At 57.1% G+C, this 15,786-nt stretch carries 16 protein-coding genes and 1 pseudogene; 7 read left to right on the plus strand and 10 right to left on the minus strand.

Annotated features, from left to right (window positions below; all coding sequences use genetic code 11):
- Positions 1 to 39: 39 nt before the first annotated feature.
- The 5 genes from J2S70_RS03085 (at position 40) to J2S70_RS03105 (ending at position 3,986) form a co-directional block, all read left to right on the plus strand.
- Positions 40 to 1,737 (plus strand): DUF885 domain-containing protein, encoded by a 1,698-nt coding sequence (locus tag J2S70_RS03085; protein WP_307682283.1) that lies wholly within the window; start codon positions 40 to 42, stop codon positions 1,735 to 1,737.
- On the plus strand, positions 1,730 to 2,365 hold the full coding sequence (locus J2S70_RS03090) for a Maf family protein (RefSeq protein ID WP_307682284.1): 636 nt from the start codon (positions 1,730 to 1,732) through the stop codon (positions 2,363 to 2,365). Before J2S70_RS03085 ends, J2S70_RS03090 begins: the two co-directional genes overlap by 8 nt.
- Positions 2,355 to 2,891 carry an NUDIX domain-containing protein gene (locus tag J2S70_RS03095; protein ID WP_307682285.1) on the plus strand — a complete coding sequence of 179 codons (537 nt, stop codon included), beginning with the start codon at positions 2,355 to 2,357 and terminating at the stop codon, positions 2,889 to 2,891. The genes J2S70_RS03090 and J2S70_RS03095 overlap by 11 nt, the downstream gene beginning before the upstream one ends.
- 132 nt (positions 2,892 to 3,023) lie before the next feature.
- On the plus strand, positions 3,024 to 3,185 hold the full coding sequence (locus tag J2S70_RS03100; protein WP_307682286.1) for a hypothetical protein: 162 nt from the start codon (positions 3,024 to 3,026) through the stop codon (positions 3,183 to 3,185).
- Between the two features lie 402 nt (positions 3,186 to 3,587).
- Positions 3,588 to 3,986 carry a hypothetical protein gene (locus J2S70_RS03105; RefSeq protein WP_307682287.1) on the plus strand — a complete coding sequence of 133 codons (399 nt, stop codon included), beginning with the start codon at positions 3,588 to 3,590 and terminating at the stop codon, positions 3,984 to 3,986.
- Positions 3,987 to 4,315: 329 nt separating this feature from the next.
- Here the strand turns inward: J2S70_RS03105 and J2S70_RS03110 are convergent, their stop codons facing one another.
- The 6 genes from J2S70_RS03110 to typA all read right to left on the minus strand — a co-directional run bounded on the left by J2S70_RS03110 (position 4,316) and on the right by typA (position 11,396).
- Complete coding sequence (locus J2S70_RS03110) at positions 4,316 to 5,647, minus strand: citrate synthase (RefSeq protein WP_307682288.1); 1,332 nt, start codon at positions 5,645 to 5,647, stop codon at positions 4,316 to 4,318.
- 100 nt (positions 5,648 to 5,747) lie between these two features.
- Positions 5,748 to 6,884: a succinyldiaminopimelate transaminase gene (dapC, locus tag J2S70_RS03115; protein WP_307682289.1), complete on the minus strand. Its 1,137-nt coding sequence runs from the start codon at positions 6,882 to 6,884 to the stop codon at positions 5,748 to 5,750.
- Between the two features lie 2 nt (positions 6,885 to 6,886).
- Positions 6,887 to 7,210: a ferredoxin gene (fdxA, locus tag J2S70_RS03120; protein ID WP_307682290.1), complete on the minus strand. Its 324-nt coding sequence runs from the start codon at positions 7,208 to 7,210 to the stop codon at positions 6,887 to 6,889.
- A 63-nt stretch (positions 7,211 to 7,273) separates the two neighbouring features.
- The gene (locus J2S70_RS03125) at positions 7,274 to 9,055 is read right to left on the minus strand and encodes a VanW family protein (RefSeq protein WP_307682291.1); all 1,782 of its coding nucleotides are present in this window, start codon (positions 9,053 to 9,055) and stop codon (positions 7,274 to 7,276) included.
- Between the two features lie 33 nt (positions 9,056 to 9,088).
- The gene (locus J2S70_RS03130; protein ID WP_307682292.1) at positions 9,089 to 9,448 is read right to left on the minus strand and encodes a hypothetical protein; all 360 of its coding nucleotides are present in this window, start codon (positions 9,446 to 9,448) and stop codon (positions 9,089 to 9,091) included.
- Between the two features lie 7 nt (positions 9,449 to 9,455).
- Positions 9,456 to 11,396: a translational GTPase TypA gene (gene typA, locus J2S70_RS03135; RefSeq protein WP_307682293.1), complete on the minus strand. Its 1,941-nt coding sequence runs from the start codon at positions 11,394 to 11,396 to the stop codon at positions 9,456 to 9,458.
- A 354-nt stretch (positions 11,397 to 11,750) separates the two neighbouring features.
- Between typA and J2S70_RS03140 the strand changes: the two genes are divergently transcribed.
- The gene (locus J2S70_RS03140; protein WP_307682295.1) at positions 11,751 to 12,362 is read left to right on the plus strand and encodes a PH domain-containing protein; all 612 of its coding nucleotides are present in this window, start codon (positions 11,751 to 11,753) and stop codon (positions 12,360 to 12,362) included.
- Here the strand turns inward: J2S70_RS03140 and J2S70_RS03145 are convergent.
- Positions 12,359 to 12,644 (minus strand): annotated as a pseudogene (locus J2S70_RS03145) (ABC transporter ATP-binding protein); the annotation flags it as partial. The gene J2S70_RS03140 and the pseudogene J2S70_RS03145 overlap by 4 nt on opposite strands.
- 190 nt (positions 12,645 to 12,834) lie before the next feature.
- Positions 12,835 to 14,115, minus strand: coding sequence for a M18 family aminopeptidase (locus J2S70_RS03150; RefSeq protein WP_307682296.1), 1,281 nt, complete (start codon positions 14,113 to 14,115; stop codon positions 12,835 to 12,837).
- A 95-nt stretch (positions 14,116 to 14,210) separates the two neighbouring features.
- Here J2S70_RS03150 and J2S70_RS03155 point away from each other — a divergent pair, with 95 nt between their 5' ends.
- On the plus strand, positions 14,211 to 14,399 hold the full coding sequence (locus J2S70_RS03155) for a hypothetical protein (RefSeq protein ID WP_307682297.1): 189 nt from the start codon (positions 14,211 to 14,213) through the stop codon (positions 14,397 to 14,399).
- Here the strand turns inward: J2S70_RS03155 and J2S70_RS03160 are convergent.
- Both J2S70_RS03160 and J2S70_RS03165 read right to left on the minus strand, forming a co-directional pair.
- Complete coding sequence (locus J2S70_RS03160) at positions 14,396 to 15,187, minus strand: alpha/beta hydrolase family protein (RefSeq protein WP_307682298.1); 792 nt, start codon at positions 15,185 to 15,187, stop codon at positions 14,396 to 14,398. The genes J2S70_RS03155 and J2S70_RS03160 overlap by 4 nt on opposite strands.
- Positions 15,187 to 15,657, minus strand: coding sequence for a protein-tyrosine phosphatase family protein (locus J2S70_RS03165; protein WP_307682299.1), 471 nt, complete (start codon positions 15,655 to 15,657; stop codon positions 15,187 to 15,189). Before J2S70_RS03165 ends, J2S70_RS03160 begins: the two co-directional genes overlap by 1 nt.
- Between the last annotated feature and the right edge of the window lie 129 nt (positions 15,658 to 15,786).

The raw sequence follows: 15,786 nt of genomic DNA on the forward strand, positions 1-15,786 counted from the left end.
TGCGATGCCGCGACGTCGAAAACCGATTAATCTGGGTGCATGGCTTCAACTGATAACAACTTCGCCCGCCCAATGTCCCCTCTTGACGAACGTGCCAACCGCTACGTTTTAGACCTTCTTGCGTGCACGCCAGAACTCGTCACCTCACTTGGCCAAGGAGACGCCGACGAACGTGAGTATTCAGACTACTCCCCTGCCGGCGAGCAAGAGATGGCTGATCTCAAACGCGCCACACTCGCCGATATCCGCACGTTGGAGCCACTTGACGAGGTCGATGAGGTCACCAAAGCGGCCCTGACAGACGATCTCGAACTCGAATTGGAATATTTTGAGCGTGGCGAAATTGGCGACATTAACGTCATCGCCTCGCCGCTGCAGGGCATTCACGAAATTTTTGACAACATGCGCCAGGAAACTCCCGAAGATTGGGAGCTGATCCTCGGCCGCCTGACAAACGTAGACAAGGCCCTTGGCGGCTGGAAAGAAACGCTTGAGGCGCGCGCCGATTCTGGTCCACCGCAAGCAGCACAGCAAATTCACCTCGCAATTGGTCAAGCCGAATCACTTGCGGCCGATGATTCAAAGCTGGTGGCGCTCGCACGCGAAGGCGCGCAAGTCGCCCCGAATCTGGCGGAAAAGCTTTTGGAAGCATCGATGGGCGCCCGCGCAGCTTACTCCGAACTCGCCGACTTTTTGCGTAAGAATATCCTGCCCACCGGCGTCGCCAATGAGGCCTTTGGTCGCGAACGCTACGAGCCGCGCATCCGAAAATTCACTGGAGCGCGAATCGACGTGGACGAAACCTATGAGTGGGGATTAGCGGAACTGGCGCGAATCGTTTCCGAGCAGGAAGCTGTGGCCAAAGAGCTTTACGGCTCGGGCGTAAGCGTCACTGAAGCGATGGACAGGCTCAACACCGATCCGGCCTACCAGCTGCAGGGAACTGAAGCGCTCCAAGAATGGATGCAAAGCACCTCCGATCGCGCCCTCGACGACCTCCACGGCACGCATTTCGATATTCCTGAACAGCTGCGCAAGCTCGAATGCATGATCGCCCCCTCGGGAACCGGCGCGATCTACTACACCGGGCCCACAGATGATTTCTCACGCGGTGGCCGCATGTGGTGGTCGGTGCCAGATGGCACGGATACCTTCCACACGTGGCAAGAAAAGACCACCGTCTATCACGAGGGCGTTCCCGGCCACCATCTGCAGATTGGAATGGCCACCTATTTGAAAGACACACTCAATGATTGGCGGCGCAACCTCTCATGGAATTCCGGGCATGGCGAAGGTTGGGCGCTCTACGCGGAGGGCTTGATGGCTGAGTTGGGCTACCACGAAGACCCGGCTGATTATATGGGCGTGCTCGATTCGGAACGGTTGCGCGCCACCCGCGTTGCCCTCGATATCGGCTTCCACCTCGGCAAGCCCTCCCCCGTGGGCTACGAACACATCAACCCGACGTGGAATCGCGAGGTCGCCTGGCAGTTCTTGCAGGACAACGTGGCTATGGACCGTTCCTTCTTGGCCTTCGAGCTCAACCGGTATTTGGGTTGGGCCGGGCAAGCGCCGTCGTACAAAGTGGGACATCGCATCTGGAAGCAGCTGCGCACCGACGCCGAAAAGCAGCCGGGCTTTGACCTCAAGGCCTGGCACATGGCGGCACTTTCCTTAGGGTCGGTTGGTTTGGACGTTATGCGCGACGCGCTGGCACGGATGGACGCCGATGCCTAAGCGCCTCCTGCTCGCCTCGGCCTCCCCCGCCCGCAAGGCTACGCTCATTTCGGCTGGGATCACGCCGATAGTGGCGGTTGCGGACGTGGATGAGGACGGCCTGCTTGCCGCCAATCCCGGGCTTCCCGCTGCGGGCCAAGTGGAGCTTTTGGCGACGGCGAAAGCGCGGGCAATCGCCAATCAGCTCGGCTCGCCGGCCGGTCTAGCCGCGGTCCGTCCGAGCGTCGTCGTTGGCTGTGATTCCATGCTGGAGATGGACGGGCAGATCGTGGGTAAGCCGCATACTGCTGAGGTGGCCCGTGAGCGGCTGCGGGCGATGAGCGGCCGGCATGGGGATCTACACACGGGCCATTGTGTGATCGATATGCAAAGCGGCGAAATGGCGGTTGGCACGTCGTGCGCCACCGTCTATATCTGCGAGCTCTCGGAGGCCGAAATCGAGGCCTATATTGCAACGGGCGAACCCCTGGTGGTTGCGGGATCCTTCACGATTGACGGTTATGGCGGACCGTTCATTGAGAAAATCGAGGGCGATCACCACGGGGTTGTGGGGATTTCGCTACCGCTTTTGCGCAGATTACTCTCGGATCTTGGGCACTCGATCACGGAGTTTTGGGATGAGCGATAGTGCGGGTGGCGAGTTGAGCCCGCAAGAGCTTGCCGAACGTGAACGACGCCGGGCGCAGCGGCGTGCCCGCGGCGAAGACTTCGTGGATTGTGCCTGTGGGAATAAGCATTGGGGCTTGCTCGGCGCTGCCGGGATCCTGGCGTGGCGGCCAGCCGATGCCCTAGAACGCGTAGAGCCAGAGGTGCTCATGCAGTTGCGCGTCTCGTGGTCACATCACGGTGGCACCTGGGCTGTGCCGGGAGGTGCGATCAATCGCGGGGAAACTGCTTGGGAGGGAGCTCTACGCGAGTTCGCGGAAGAAGCTGGTTTCGAGCAGCTCGATGAACCGAATGGATCACACGTGCTTGAACATCCCGATTGGTCGTATACGACTTTCGTCGCACAAGTTTTAGATCCCCGAACTAAAATCTTGGCGAACAACGAATCCGAGGACTTGCGGTGGGTTCCCGTCAGCCAAGTAGTCGAACTTGATCTGCTCCCACCGTTCCGGGATGCCCTACCGGAGCTCATTCGGTTCATCCGCTAACCGGAAAAGAGACGTAGCCGATGCAAGCGGCCAATGGTTCTGGCGTCGTGCCCGCATTGGGTTGATGTACGTTTGCCGTCGGATCGCTCAGATCCTTGAATCGGCCGTGACGACTAGCGATATAGTCGTTCCATGAGGAAGATTCGTATCGCTTCACTCGCACTCAACACACTTGTGCTAGGTGCGCTTTCTGGTTGCAAAAACGCGAGCGCACCACCCGCTTCTAGCGCTACGACCCTCGCACCCGTGCAGGTTGAGCTACCTTCGATTATCCTGAAGAGGGCTGGAATGTGATCGAACAAGGCCGCGCTGAACAAAAACGAGATTCTGACCATGTTTTCGAAATTCTCGAACCGATCGAAGTTGACGGGAAAACATTCCATGGTTACGAAACACAATGGAATTCCGCGCATGCGCGACACGATCACCTGGACACAAGATCTAACTTGGCTCGAACACACCAACGTCTGGAACTCTTAGAAGTTAGAATCTGACAAAACGCTCGGTTTTCTAGCCCTCCGATTCGTCGGCTTTGGAAGGCTCCTTCCCAGGTTCGTCGTACTCCTGATCCGCTTTGAGTCCGCACAATTTAAACTGCGTGCCGCCGTGATGATCTAACGCAATAAACGATACAATGCAGCTCGCACCGACGATCGGAACATTCGGCCTAAACCGACTACACCTAAAGGGATACGAATGATATTTGGCGGCAAACGCAAACTAAAAAAGCCAACTCCGGAATTTCTGGCTCGAGAAGATGAGCTTGAACGCCACATCGCGGCCGCACCGCCGCTCACAGTGGTAACGGCAGAACAGCTATACAGCCCCGTCGTCGGGAACGCGCTACAGCTCTTTGAAGCAGGAGATTTTAGCGCCCTTGACGATAGGTATTCAACCTTGCCCGATATCGAACACCACACCATGTACGTGGTTGTTATGGGTAAACATCGCGAGCATATGGGCCACCAGAGAACGAGGAACGGGACTCGCAGATACATTCACCGAAACCGGTCAGCAAGGCTGGGATTATTGGCTCCAGAACATCACTTTGCCGATGGACTATCGCTGCACCGGCGACAAGACGATCCTGCCTAGTCTATCGAGATCCCGCAAATATTCAGAGCCTGCAAACCGCTTACGCTAAGTTCATTCAAGATACCAACCCCAGTCCGCGCACCTTAAGGAATTGGCAAAAGTTCGCCTATTCACTGGTTTTGACATCTTTACACGAAGAATTCCTGCATGCCGCAGACCAGACACCTGGAATAGTTGACGCACCCGCCTGGCATCGCGGTTCCGATCCCGTTTTCGCTCTTTACCTACAGGAGAGACCGGGCAATTGCGGCAAGCTACCGCAGGGCGAACCCGATGCCGCAAGATCCCCACATGGACTTCTACTGGGGGATCCGCGGCCACGGGCAGGATTAAACGATAAAGTCCATATCTTCTTCAAACTCGCGGTTCTGCTTCTTCCTTTCCGACATCGGCGTCCACTCACGCTCGGGTGAACCAACATAAACCTGGCGAGGACGGCCGATCTTCTGGGCCGGATCCAAAATGAGTTCACGGTACTGCGCGATCCAACCGGGAAGCCGGCCAAGCGCGAACAGCGGCGTGAACATCTTCGTTGGGAAGCCCATTGCCTTATAGAGCAATCCCGTGTAGAAATCGACATTCGGGTAGAGGTTACGTTCCACGAAGTAGTCGTCTTCAAGGGCGGCCTGCTCGAGCTCCATCGCCATATCGAACAGCTCGGTATCACCCTTGAGGCGCCCCAAAATGTCGTCGGCAAGGCCCTTGACGATCTTCGCTCGCGGGTCGTATGACTTGTACACGCGATGTCCGAAGCCCATCAGCTTCACGTCATTGCTCTTATCCTTGACCTGCTGCACGAAATCCTTGATCGCGGTGCCGGATTCTCGCAAGTTATCCAGCATCACCAGCACAGCTTCGTTGGCGCCACCATGCAAGGGCCCCGACAGGGCACCAACGCCGGCCGCAACCGAGGCATAGATCGACGCCTGAGACGAGCCGACAAGGCGAACAGTCGACGTCGAACAGTTCTGCTCGTGATCCGCATGCAAGATCAGCAACTTATCAAGCGCGTTCACGATCGTCGGATCGACGTCGTGTGTCTGGTATGGCAAGCCGAAGGTCATGCGGAGAAAATCTTCCGTGTAAGACTTGGTCGAATCCGGATAGAGCAGCGGCAGGCCAGTGGCGCGCTTCGAAATGAAGGCGATCATGGTCGGCACCTTTGCCATCAACAGTACCGAGGCGAGGTCACGCTGTTCGGCATCGAGCGGATCAAGCGTGTCCTCATAGTAGGTTCCAAGACCAGCAATACCCGCCTGAAGAATCGACATTGGATGGCCAGAGGACGGGAAGGCCGTAAAGAAGCTGCGGAAGTCCTCGTGCAAGAGCGTGTGCTTTTTAATCCGGCGGGTGAAGGCCGCCAATGACGACGCATCGGGCAGCTCACCGTAAATGAGCAGATAGGCCACCTCAAGGAAGGAACCCTTTTCAGCCAGCTGTTCAATCGGGTAGCCGCGGTAGCGCAAGATACCTTGTCCACCATCAATGTAGGTGATCTCAGATTCGCACGATGCCGTGTTTGTGAAACCAGGGTCGAGCGTAGTCGTCCCAGTTTCGCCGAGCATCTGATTAATCTTGAAGCCGTCATTGCCTTCGACAGCCTCTACTCGCTCAAGTTCGAGTTCTTGGCCGTTGACGATCAGCTGCGCATTATTCGGCATCGCGTCTCCTTTGCGTCATTTCCCAAAATTCGGGAGCGGTTGCAACACAGATCACACTACCCGAATTCGCAAAATTTTCACTCTCTTAAGCTCAAGAGATCTAGCGTGAAAAATTACCCAGCAATTCTGGAAGCCGCGCCAAACGTGCGCATGCCTGTTCGATAGCCGAATCCGCTGCCGTCAGCGCCATCCGCACATATCCCTCGCCCGCTTCGCCATAGAAAGTTCCCGGGGCAACCACGATTCCAAGCTCAGCGCAGGCGTTGACAATATCCCACGACGACGCCCCCTCGGCCTTCGCCCACAGGTACAGCCCAGCGGCCGAATTAGGATCGTTGGTCAGCCCTGCGCTATCCAGTGCGCCGAGCAATTTCACGCGGCGCGCCGCGTATACCTTTCGCTGGGCCGCCACATGCGCGTCGTCACCAAGCGCGACCGCCATGGCGTGCTGCACGGGCTGCGGCATCATGAAACCCACATGCTTCCGCAACTCAATCATTGGCGTAATGATTTGCGGATCGCCCGCGAGCCACGCAGCACGATAGCCAGCCATATTCGACTGCTTCGACAGCGAATACACCATGAGCAAACCCGAAACATCGCCATCGCACACCTCGTCGGCAATAATCGACGGCGAGGTGGTCCCCTCCCAGCACAGCTCGGCATAGCATTCATCCGATGCGACGACGACGTGATTGGCACGCGCCCAGGCCACGATGTCTCGCAACTGGTCACGGCTGAGCACGTGACCGTTAGGGTTGCCGGGCGAATTGAGCCAAAGAAGATCGAGGTCGGTTGGCCATGTGGCCGGATCGGCGTCGGTATCTATCACAACCGGACTTGCTCCGGAAAGCCGCGCTCCGACGTCGTAGGTGGGATACGAAACGTTCGGAAAGCCAATGCGCGAGCCGGGCCCCAAACCTAAAAGCGACGGTAGGAGGCCCACCATTTCCTTCGAACCGATCGTTGGTAACACCGAAACATCGGAGGTGATTCCTCGGCGCCTTGCCATCCACTGAACGATCGCGCCCTGAAGCTCGCCGGTTCCCACGACGAGCGGATAGCCGTGTGCGTTCGACGCCTCTGTTAGTGCTTCTTGGACGATTGCGGGTGTGTCATCGACTGGCGTGCCAATGGTGAGGTCGCACACCCCGTCAGGGTGCTCGCCTGCCCGCTTTCGCGCGGGAACTAGGGTGTCCCACGGAAAATCGGGCAGGGAGTCAGTATGGAAGGCCACGGCTAATCGTTGATGCCTTTGGGCAGGGCAGCAATAATTGGATGATCCATCGCAATCGGCCCCATACTGGTAGCGCCGCCCGGGGAACCGATCTCTTCGAAGAAGTCCACGTTCGCCTTGTAGTAGTCCGACCATTCATCAGGCAAATCATCTTCATAGTAAATGGCCTCGACAGGGCAGACCGGCTCGCAGGCACCGCAATCCACACACTCATCGGGGTGGATATATAGCATGCGCTCACCTTCGTAAATGCAATCGACAGGGCACTCATCGACACACGCGCGATCCTTCACATCCACACACGGTTGGGCGATAATGTACGTCACGCTAAACCTCTCTTCATTAGCTGCAAGCAGTCCATATTTTTCACGGATAAATCTAGTATAAATTCATCCGCACGTCACTGCATGAACCGGCTCATAGGTCCAAGTGTACTGATCTTTAGATTCGAGCTCCCCATTGAGGTGGACGTTTCGGCCGACTGTGATTGAAAAGCCACCCGCACCCGCCGGTGAAGGTACACAATCTGATGCGGGGTTTGTTCGTGTTTCAGGGTTCGTAAATGCGAACCTGTCAGACTGCCACACCTCCACATCCCAATACTTTGTGGACCACAGCCGCGAATGTACCTGGCCATCGGCAACCCAAGACTCAACTAGCACACCGTAGGGAGTGTTGTTCTCCCAGATCATCGGCACCTGTTCGCCCCACAGAGTAGCTTCCAATCCCGCCGGATAGCGGGAAAAGTACTTGGTGTGCGGGCGGTGGTACACGTCTTCCATTCCCGCTCGGTAGCCGATATTGAACATGTTCGTCGAAAGCTGGGATAGGCCACCACCCATCGCCGTCGAATTGAAACCATTGGCTACCACACCCGAAGACACGAAACCGTGCTCCGCATCGACCGGCCCTAGCTGGTCGCCCAAATGGAACTGCTCGCCCGGCTTGATGAGAGTGTTCGTTACCTTCGACGAGCCGACCACAAGGTTAGTCGTACGGACGGAATCGGATGTGAGCGGCGTCGAAATTGACGAAACAACTTCCTTAATTCCCATATCTTCAGCGTCTTCGGTGGTGAAATCAGCTTCTTCTTCCACCACGTTAGCGACGACGGTACGATCGCTACCCGCTGGAATTGCGAGCAGCTCCGCCGCGATTTGAGCAACATCTATAGATTCACCATTTTGTGACGGGGTGATAACCGGTGCCCCCTCACTGATCGTGATGATGGCATTAGTTGGCGACGCAAGGACTTCACCTGCCCGCTCTTGGACAATCTCTTCGAGTCCGTCTTGATCCACGCTCAACTTGGGATTACCGGCGTCGTTCGCGAATGTCAAAAGGTTTCCCGTTTGGGCCGGCTCAAGCTCCACCATGATTTCCTTGATCGTGATCGAAATCGGGCCGGATAGAAGCGGATCGATCGCATCTGCCGCGAAGCTTTCCAACGCCTCGGTACTGAGAGCCGGCTCAACGGTGGTTGATGGCAGCTGAATCGGGGCATCGCCTGCTAACCAGCCATCCAAAATAGCCGCCTTCGACTCCTCCTCGACAACGCTCGAGCCCTCTTGCGCGGGTTGAATGTTCACATTGGCATCGGTGATCGTCAGCGTCGCGTCTACGGGCTCACTGGAAAGCGAATCCGAAACTTGCTTCACTTCCCCATCCAGTGCCTGGTCATCGGCAGTTAGAACCGCATCGATATTTTCTCCGCCCGAAATATGGGACCACATTTTCCTCGGGTGGAGGGAGAAGCCAATGAGGCCATCAAAGGTTTCATCGAGATTGACGGCAAGTTCGATTGATTTAGGATCCACATGCTCGAGATTATCCGCGCTGGCTGACGTCACTTCACGCGGCTTGGTGAGCTCTTGTGCAAGTCCATCTTCAACGGCGGCGTATGCATCAACCTTTGACATTCCGCCTACCGGTACACCCGACACGGCCAGCCCACTGGGCGTGCGATCTTGCAAAGCATAGGCGGCTCCCACATAGCCGCCAACGAGTAAGATGAGCACGGCGACAAGCACGAATGGCCAGCGGCGTTTCTTCACGGACTCACCATCCGATTCGGAAACTTCCTCACCTTCGGGCTCGTTCGTGGGTTGCTCGTCGTCACCAAGCCGCCTGTCCAACCCGTCGAGCAAGGTATCGTCCGACTTATCAACCACGTCTACACTCCTTGAGCTAGTACCCAGTTAACTCTATCTATGCGCACCACGTTTGTGTGAAGTTCGCCCAGAAATGAGCGGTGGGGTGACTATCGAAACGGCTGAGAGTACAACCCAAGCATTGGTAAATCCGTGGTCGACGGCGGCCAGGTGGTCGTCGCCCGGCGGGAAGTACATGAGCACGATCGTGGTTACGAACGTCGCCAGAGCGTAGCTGCCCCACGTGGCAGCCTTTTTCCACTCCCACATCGCCCAAGCTCCGCTCGCCACGATCGCCGTCGCCACCAGGAGCCCAACTACGGGTTTATCAAGAGGGCCTGGATATACCACCACTCCAAGCACACCGGAAAGGATGCCTGCCGCGAACGCAACGAAAACTGGAAACACTCTCATCGTTTCCCTACCCCTGCGTTGCCCGCTTGCGCCGCGCCGCCTCGCGCGCTCGTTCCACCGAGTTAAGGATAACTTTGCGTAGCCGTACCGCCTCGGGCGTGACCTCAATACATTCGTCGTCGGCTGCGAATTCGATGGATTCTTCGAGCGTCATCTTCCGGCGCGCCTGCAGGGTTTCGTAAACGTCCGCAGTCGCCGAGCGCATATTCGTCATCTCCTTGGCGCGCACCAGGTTAACGTCCATGTCCTCGTTTCGTGGATTCTCGCCCACGACCTGGCCTTCATACACTTCCTCACCCGGATCCACGAAGAAAGTGCCGCGGTCTTCAAGCCGCTGCAAAGAAAACGCGGTTACCTGGCCCTGGCGGTCGGACACCAGCGAGCCGGTCTGGCGTGATTCGATCTCTCCCGCCCACGGCTTATAACCTTCTGAAATAGAGGCTGAAATACCCGTTCCGCGGGTGATCGTCAGAAAGTTTGTGCGAAAACCAATCAGCCCGCGTGCCGGGATCAGGAACTCCATTCGCACCCAGCCGGTGCCCCGGTTCGACATGGTTTCTAGGTGCCCGCGCCTCCCGGCCATCAGCTGAGTCACCGCTCCCAAATACTCTTCGGGAACGTCAATCGTGGAGCGTTCCCACGGTTCGTGGACGACGCCGTCAATCACCTTGCGTACGGCCTGCGGCTTACCCACCGTCAATTCGAAACCCTCACGCCGCATTGTTTCCACGAGCACCGCGAGCGCGAGCTCCCCTCGGTCTTGGACTTCCCACGCATCTGGCCTGTCAGTTGGTAGCACCCGAATCGATACGTTACCCACGAGTTCCTGCGCGAGCCGATCCCGGATCTGGCGGGCGGTCAGCTTGTGCCCCTGGCCGCCCTTACCGGCAAGCGGCGAGGTATTTGTGCCGATCGTCATGGAGATCGCAGGATCGTCGATATGGATCGGCGGGCGCGGGCGCGGATCACTAAGATCCACCAGGCTTTCCCCGATCGTAATGTTTGCAATACCTGCGACGGCGACGATATCTCCCGGACCTGCCGAAGGAGCCGAACTTCGTTCCAGCCCCTTGGTGCGAAGTAGCTCGCTGATATGGACTCGTTCGATTTGGGAATCTGGCCCATCGGCGCGCCCCACCCACTCGCCTTTCTTCAACTCGCCCGAAAAAATGCGTACGAGCGCGAGCCTGCCTAAGAATGGTGAAGCATCAAGATTCGTTACCTGCGCAACTAGCGGAGCACTTGGATCATAGGTTGGTGCCGGAATGTAGTGCAGTATTGCCCGAAAGAGCGGTTCTAAATTCGGCGAATCGGGTAGGTCACCGTCGGCCGGCTGCTCGAGTGAGGCCCGGCCTGCTTTGGCCGAGGCGAAGATAACTGGAGTGTCGAGAATAGCCTCGAGATCGACGTCGTGCTCGGCGTCAATCTCAATATCGGAAGCCAGTGAAAGCAGCAGCTCCATCGTCTCGTCCACAACTTCGCCGATGCGCGCATCCGGGCGGTCCACCTTGTTAATTACGGGGATCACCGGCAGACCAGCCTCGAGCGCTTTGCGGAGCACGAAGCGCGTTTGCGGCAGCGGGCCCTCCGCGGAATCAACCAGGAGCACGACGCCGTCAACCATGGATAGGCCGCGTTCAACCTCACCTGAAAAATCGGAGTGCCCGGGCGTGTCGATCACGTTGATCGTCACGCCACCTGGCGCTTCAAACTCTGCGGCCGACGGCCCGGTATAGGAAATCGCCGTATTTTTCGCGAGGATGGTAATACCTTTTTCGCGCTCGATATCACCGGAATCCATGACTCGTTCACCAGTTTTTTCCACGGTGGCATGCGAATCGAAAACGTTACCCTGCCAGAGCATGGCGTCAACGAGCGTGGTTTTGCCGTGGTCGACGTGGGCAACGATCGCAACGTTGCGCAGATCGTGGCGAGTTGATGTGGTCATGGGGTTCCTTCGCGCTGGGGACAGGCCATGAGACGATGGCCAGCACCTTATCTTAGTGCGCGGCGGTTATCTGTCTGTAGACCTGCGGAAAAATGCGAGCGAACGTACATCCGCCCCTGTGTCATGAGCCGCTGTTCTTGTGGGGCTACTCGGAGGGGTGCGTATTTCTACTCGAAAAAACGCGTTTTTCGGCTCGAGCATCGACGCGAACGCTCAAACTCAGCACTTTTACGCGCACCTCGATCTATACCGCTCCTTGCTAACCACACCCTTCGTGGCACAGTCTCTTCGCCGGAGTGGCTCATGTGTCGCGGGGACTTTCTCACAAGAGCTAAACCTTGAGACAATACCGTCATGACCCTTGTTCTGCGCGCAAAATCCACCCGTTTCTACGCCTACCTCCTATGGTTTTTGGCGGGGGTGATTTTGCTCGCCTCGGTCATGAACGGCGGTTTTAGTGAACTCATATGGGCGACGCCGGTCTCCGCGCTCATTGCGGCGATCGGCTGGGCAACGTTCTGGAATCCGCGAATTGAAGTTGGCCCCGGCGGTTTACGGATCGTGAACATCGTGCGTGAACACCTCGTACCATGGTCCGATCTTCACTTCGCGGAAAACCGTTGGGGGCTCTACGTTTACTCTAAAACCGATGCAAAGAAAATGAGCGTGTGGGCCGTGCCGTCAAATGCGGGAATCTTCTCGGGTTCCAAACGCAACCGCCCAGAGCCAGAGGCGATCCGATGGGACGACGGCGGAAAATTCGACCAACTGGCAGACTCCAAGTTCGTTGCCGCGCTCATTGAAACCCGCGCGGGTCAGATTCGCCGCGATGCCCACCTGCGTGCCGAGCTTGCCGAACAGGCTAACGACTGGCCGGCAGCTACAATGACGCGCATTCTGCCACTGCCTATCGCACTCGTCGGTGTGTTGACCGTACTCACCGCACTCATGTTCACCACGAATTAGTCCTGCTGCCACGCTTCCCCACAGCGAAGCATATTCACCGCCAAGAGCAACGAGCTCATCGTGCGAACCCAATTCGGCGAGCTCGCCGTCGATCATCACGGCTACCCGGTCGGCGTCGTAAGCCGTATACAACCGGTGTGCAATGGAGATCACGGTACGGCCTGCAAGCACCCGCGAAAGCGCCTGTTCCGCTGAGCGCGCCGCCGTCGGATCCAGCAGTGACGTGGCCTCGTCAAGAATCAATACCGCCGGGTCAAGCAAAACGATCCGCGCGAGAGCAAGCAAATTGCGCTATTTCCCCGCAGTAAGAGTGTCCAGCGGTGCGAAGCGATGGTGACTCCCCGCTGCGTCGAGGGGTTTTGGTCATCTGCGAGGGTAATTCCCCTCGCGTTGTGCCAAAGGTCCTCGCAGGTGGAAAGTCACTCGGGTGCGCGGGCATGCGGCGCCGGAAGGGCGGGGACGAAAACACCCGTTAGGCTCCGGCCCAGTAGGCTTCGAGAATTTTCGTCAGCGCCTCAATGTCTACGGGCGAAGATAATTCACGAACCGAATGCATCGAAAGGAGCGGAATCCCCGCGTCGACCGTAACGATGCCGAGCCTGGAGGCAGTGGCGGGGCCGATTGTCGAACCGCACGAGACGTCGTTATTCGACACAAATGACTGCGTGGCCACCCCGGCCAGGGCCGACGCGCGAAGCCACAGCGCTGAACCCTCCGCTTCGGTCGCATACCGTTGATTCGCGTTGAGCTTGAGCACGGGGCCTGCGCCGAGGACGGGATGATGATCTGGATCGTGCTTGGCAGCCCGATTCGGATTGACGGAATGCCCCGCATCCGCTGAAACACACGAAGAATTTGCCAGCATGCGGGCAAACCGCTCGTATCCGGAACTTTCAAGAGCGAGCCCCGCGCACTCCTCCAGTGCCTCACTTATGCGCCGCAGCGTGCTTTCCAAGAATGGACCATTCGCACCAGAATAGGTGGATGAGCCGACCTCTTCGTGGTCAAAAGCAACGAAAATGGAAATATCCTCGCATTCGTTATCACCGGCCAGAAAAGCGCTAAGTGATGCGTAGACCGAAGACAGGTTATCTTGACGCCCGGAGGCGAAAAACGCAGAACCGCCCGCCTCGCCGAGAACTGCGGGGTCTTGCACGTCGTATGCGAACAGCTCGTGGCCCGCTATCCGGCTTGGCGAAATCCCGGCATGATCCGCAAGATATTCGAGAAGCTCCTCATCGCCGATCGACCATATGGGCTTGTAGTCGAATTGCCTTGACAGCTCCAACCTATCGTTGGCGCTCCTATCCAGATGTGGTGCTAGCTGCGGGATCACCATCACCGCCGGGGTGCGTACGAAGTGCACACCTCCCTCAAGATCGGTGATGATTCCGGCAATCCCAAGATCGCGATTGAGCCAAGAGTTGAGGAGTGGGCCGCCATAAACTTCAATGTTGACCTGCCCAAAACCAAAGGCAGAGCTCGCTGGCGTTGGCTTGAGCTTAAAGCTCGGCGAATCGGTGTGCGAGCCAACGATTCGAAATCCCGTTTCCGGCGTAATCTCACCTATGCGCCAGGCAAGCACCGCCCCACCGCGAACGACGAAGCCGTTCCTGTGCCCAGCCCACGCAGAGCCCTCATCTTGCCGAGAAAATCCGGCAGCCTCAAGGCGGTGAGAAACTACATGGGCCGCGTGAAAGGATGTCGGAGAGTCCGAAATGAAATTCGAATAGTCACTGATCAGTTCATTCATGATTTCTAGTCTAAACGGCGAGGCAACGAGCGTCGATTTCTTATAATCACGCCAGCATTTAACCAAGATGACCCGAATCTAGCTACCATGTGCACATGTTCTTAGACGTGGAAAACTTTGGCGATCTCATCCTCGTGAGCAACGGGGAGGTCTGCGGCCCAGAAGGCTGCACACCGGCAAGCGCTTACCCTAATGTCGATGATTCTTCCGACGCTGATTTGCCCAACGCTGATTCAACGCCTGACAAGCAGAATCAAACGCAGGCCAATAAAACTCGGAACTAATCTTCTACGCTCGCGAGCGCGCCGAGCAGATATACCCATGCATCGTGATCGGGGCGGATAAGGTCTACATGGTTGGCACCTTCAACTATTGCCAGATTGAAAGGTTGCGAACGCAAATCATGTGAACGCTGAACCGGTACAGTTGCATCTGCCGTGCCGTGAATGATGTCTACGCTCAAAGCGTTTGCACGATACTTCGCATGCCCGAGTTGATAGAAATTAAAAATCGGATCGTATAGGGCATAGCGGTCAGGTAGCTCTTCGGGCGAACCGCCAATCCACCTGCAGGTATTTCCAGCTTCGAGCTCAGGATCTTCACGCATATCGCGAGCCAAATCCACGATGGGCGCGAGCAAGATTGCCTGCCGCGGCAAAAGTTCGCTCGCAAGCACAGCATTGAGGGCAAAGGCGCCTCCCGAGTTGTGCCCGATCCACACGGCATTCTTAAGTTCATCGTGCTGCGCGAGAGTGTGCACGTCGTTAGCAGCCAACTCCGGCCGTCCCGGTTCTAGGCGAAGCTCTGGAAGTGCCACACGGTATCCAGCCTGGGCAAGGGCTCGCGCTGCGGGGCGCGTGGCGGAAATAAAATCCTCGCCTAAAAATCGCCCACCGTGCAAAAAACAAATCGCTTTACTATTCTCGGCACCATACCACTCAATAAATTGCTTCGAATCAGATCCGTAGCGTTCGATCGAGTCAGGCAGGACCACCAAATTCTTAAGTTGCCCGATCGCCTGTGATTCGATGTCTCGCGGTGGCGGGGCTTCGTTACTATCACGCACATCCATTAGTTTTTCTCGGCGCCCATATCTCGCACGAACGCACGCTGGGCGGGGGTCTCAACCGAGTCCTGGTTGTAATGTTCCTTGACGAATTCTATTGCTTGTTGAGGTTCGAGCCCATCGAGCACACCGATAATCGCGAGTGCGGTACCAGTTCGCCCGACGCCGCCGCCGCAAACAATTTCCACGCGCTCCGTAGCCGAGCGCTCATATGCTTCCTTAAGAATTTCATGCGCTTGGGAGGTGCGGCGTGGAAGGCGCAAGTCGGGCCAGTCGATGGCAATCGTTTCCTTGGCGCTCGAGGTTAATCCTGATCGGCCAAGCCGCGATCCGACGCTTGTGGTCAGCATGATGCACAGGTCTGCGCGGTCCTCAACGTGCGTTCGCCACGATCTGCCCCTGATCCGCCTCCCAGAAGGAAACTCGACAACGCCCGGAGCGTGATTCCACTGCTCCTGGATGCGCCCTTGTTCCATGTATCCCTCCAACGTTGCCAAGGTGCTCTCACCGTACCAATCACCGGTAAAAACTGACGAGGCGTCTTACACAAAATCAGTGTTTAGATAATCACATCAACAAAAGCTCATGCGTTGAGAGTTTCCGGC

Source organism: Trueperella bonasi, assembly GCF_030811535.1.
Classification (GTDB): Bacteria; Actinomycetota; Actinomycetes; order Actinomycetales; family Actinomycetaceae; genus Trueperella; species Trueperella bonasi.

Coding starts and splice junctions, on each gene's coding strand:
- J2S70_RS03085 (WP_307682283.1), top strand. CDS start 40: ATGGCTTCAACTGATAACAACTTCGCCCGCCCAATGTCCCCTCTTGAC.
- J2S70_RS03090 (WP_307682284.1), top strand. CDS start 1,730: ATGCCTAAGCGCCTCCTGCTCGCCTCGGCCTCCCCCGCCCGCAAGGCT.
- J2S70_RS03095 (WP_307682285.1), top strand. CDS start 2,355: ATGAGCGATAGTGCGGGTGGCGAGTTGAGCCCGCAAGAGCTTGCCGAA.
- J2S70_RS03100 (WP_307682286.1), top strand. CDS start 3,024: ATGAGGAAGATTCGTATCGCTTCACTCGCACTCAACACACTTGTGCTA.
- J2S70_RS03105 (WP_307682287.1), top strand. CDS start 3,588: ATGATATTTGGCGGCAAACGCAAACTAAAAAAGCCAACTCCGGAATTT.
- J2S70_RS03110 (WP_307682288.1), bottom strand. CDS start 5,647: ATGCCGAATAATGCGCAGCTGATCGTCAACGGCCAAGAACTCGAACTT.
- J2S70_RS03130 (WP_307682292.1), bottom strand. CDS start 9,448: ATGAGAGTGTTTCCAGTTTTCGTTGCGTTCGCGGCAGGCATCCTTTCC.
- typA (WP_307682293.1), bottom strand. CDS start 11,396: ATGACCACATCAACTCGCCACGATCTGCGCAACGTTGCGATCGTTGCC.
- J2S70_RS03140 (WP_307682295.1), top strand. CDS start 11,751: ATGACCCTTGTTCTGCGCGCAAAATCCACCCGTTTCTACGCCTACCTC.
- J2S70_RS03150 (WP_307682296.1), bottom strand. CDS start 14,115: ATGAATGAACTGATCAGTGACTATTCGAATTTCATTTCGGACTCTCCG.
- J2S70_RS03155 (WP_307682297.1), top strand. CDS start 14,211: ATGTTCTTAGACGTGGAAAACTTTGGCGATCTCATCCTCGTGAGCAAC.
- J2S70_RS03160 (WP_307682298.1), bottom strand. CDS start 15,187: ATGGATGTGCGTGATAGTAACGAAGCCCCGCCACCGCGAGACATCGAA.
- J2S70_RS03165 (WP_307682299.1), bottom strand. CDS start 15,657: ATGGAACAAGGGCGCATCCAGGAGCAGTGGAATCACGCTCCGGGCGTT.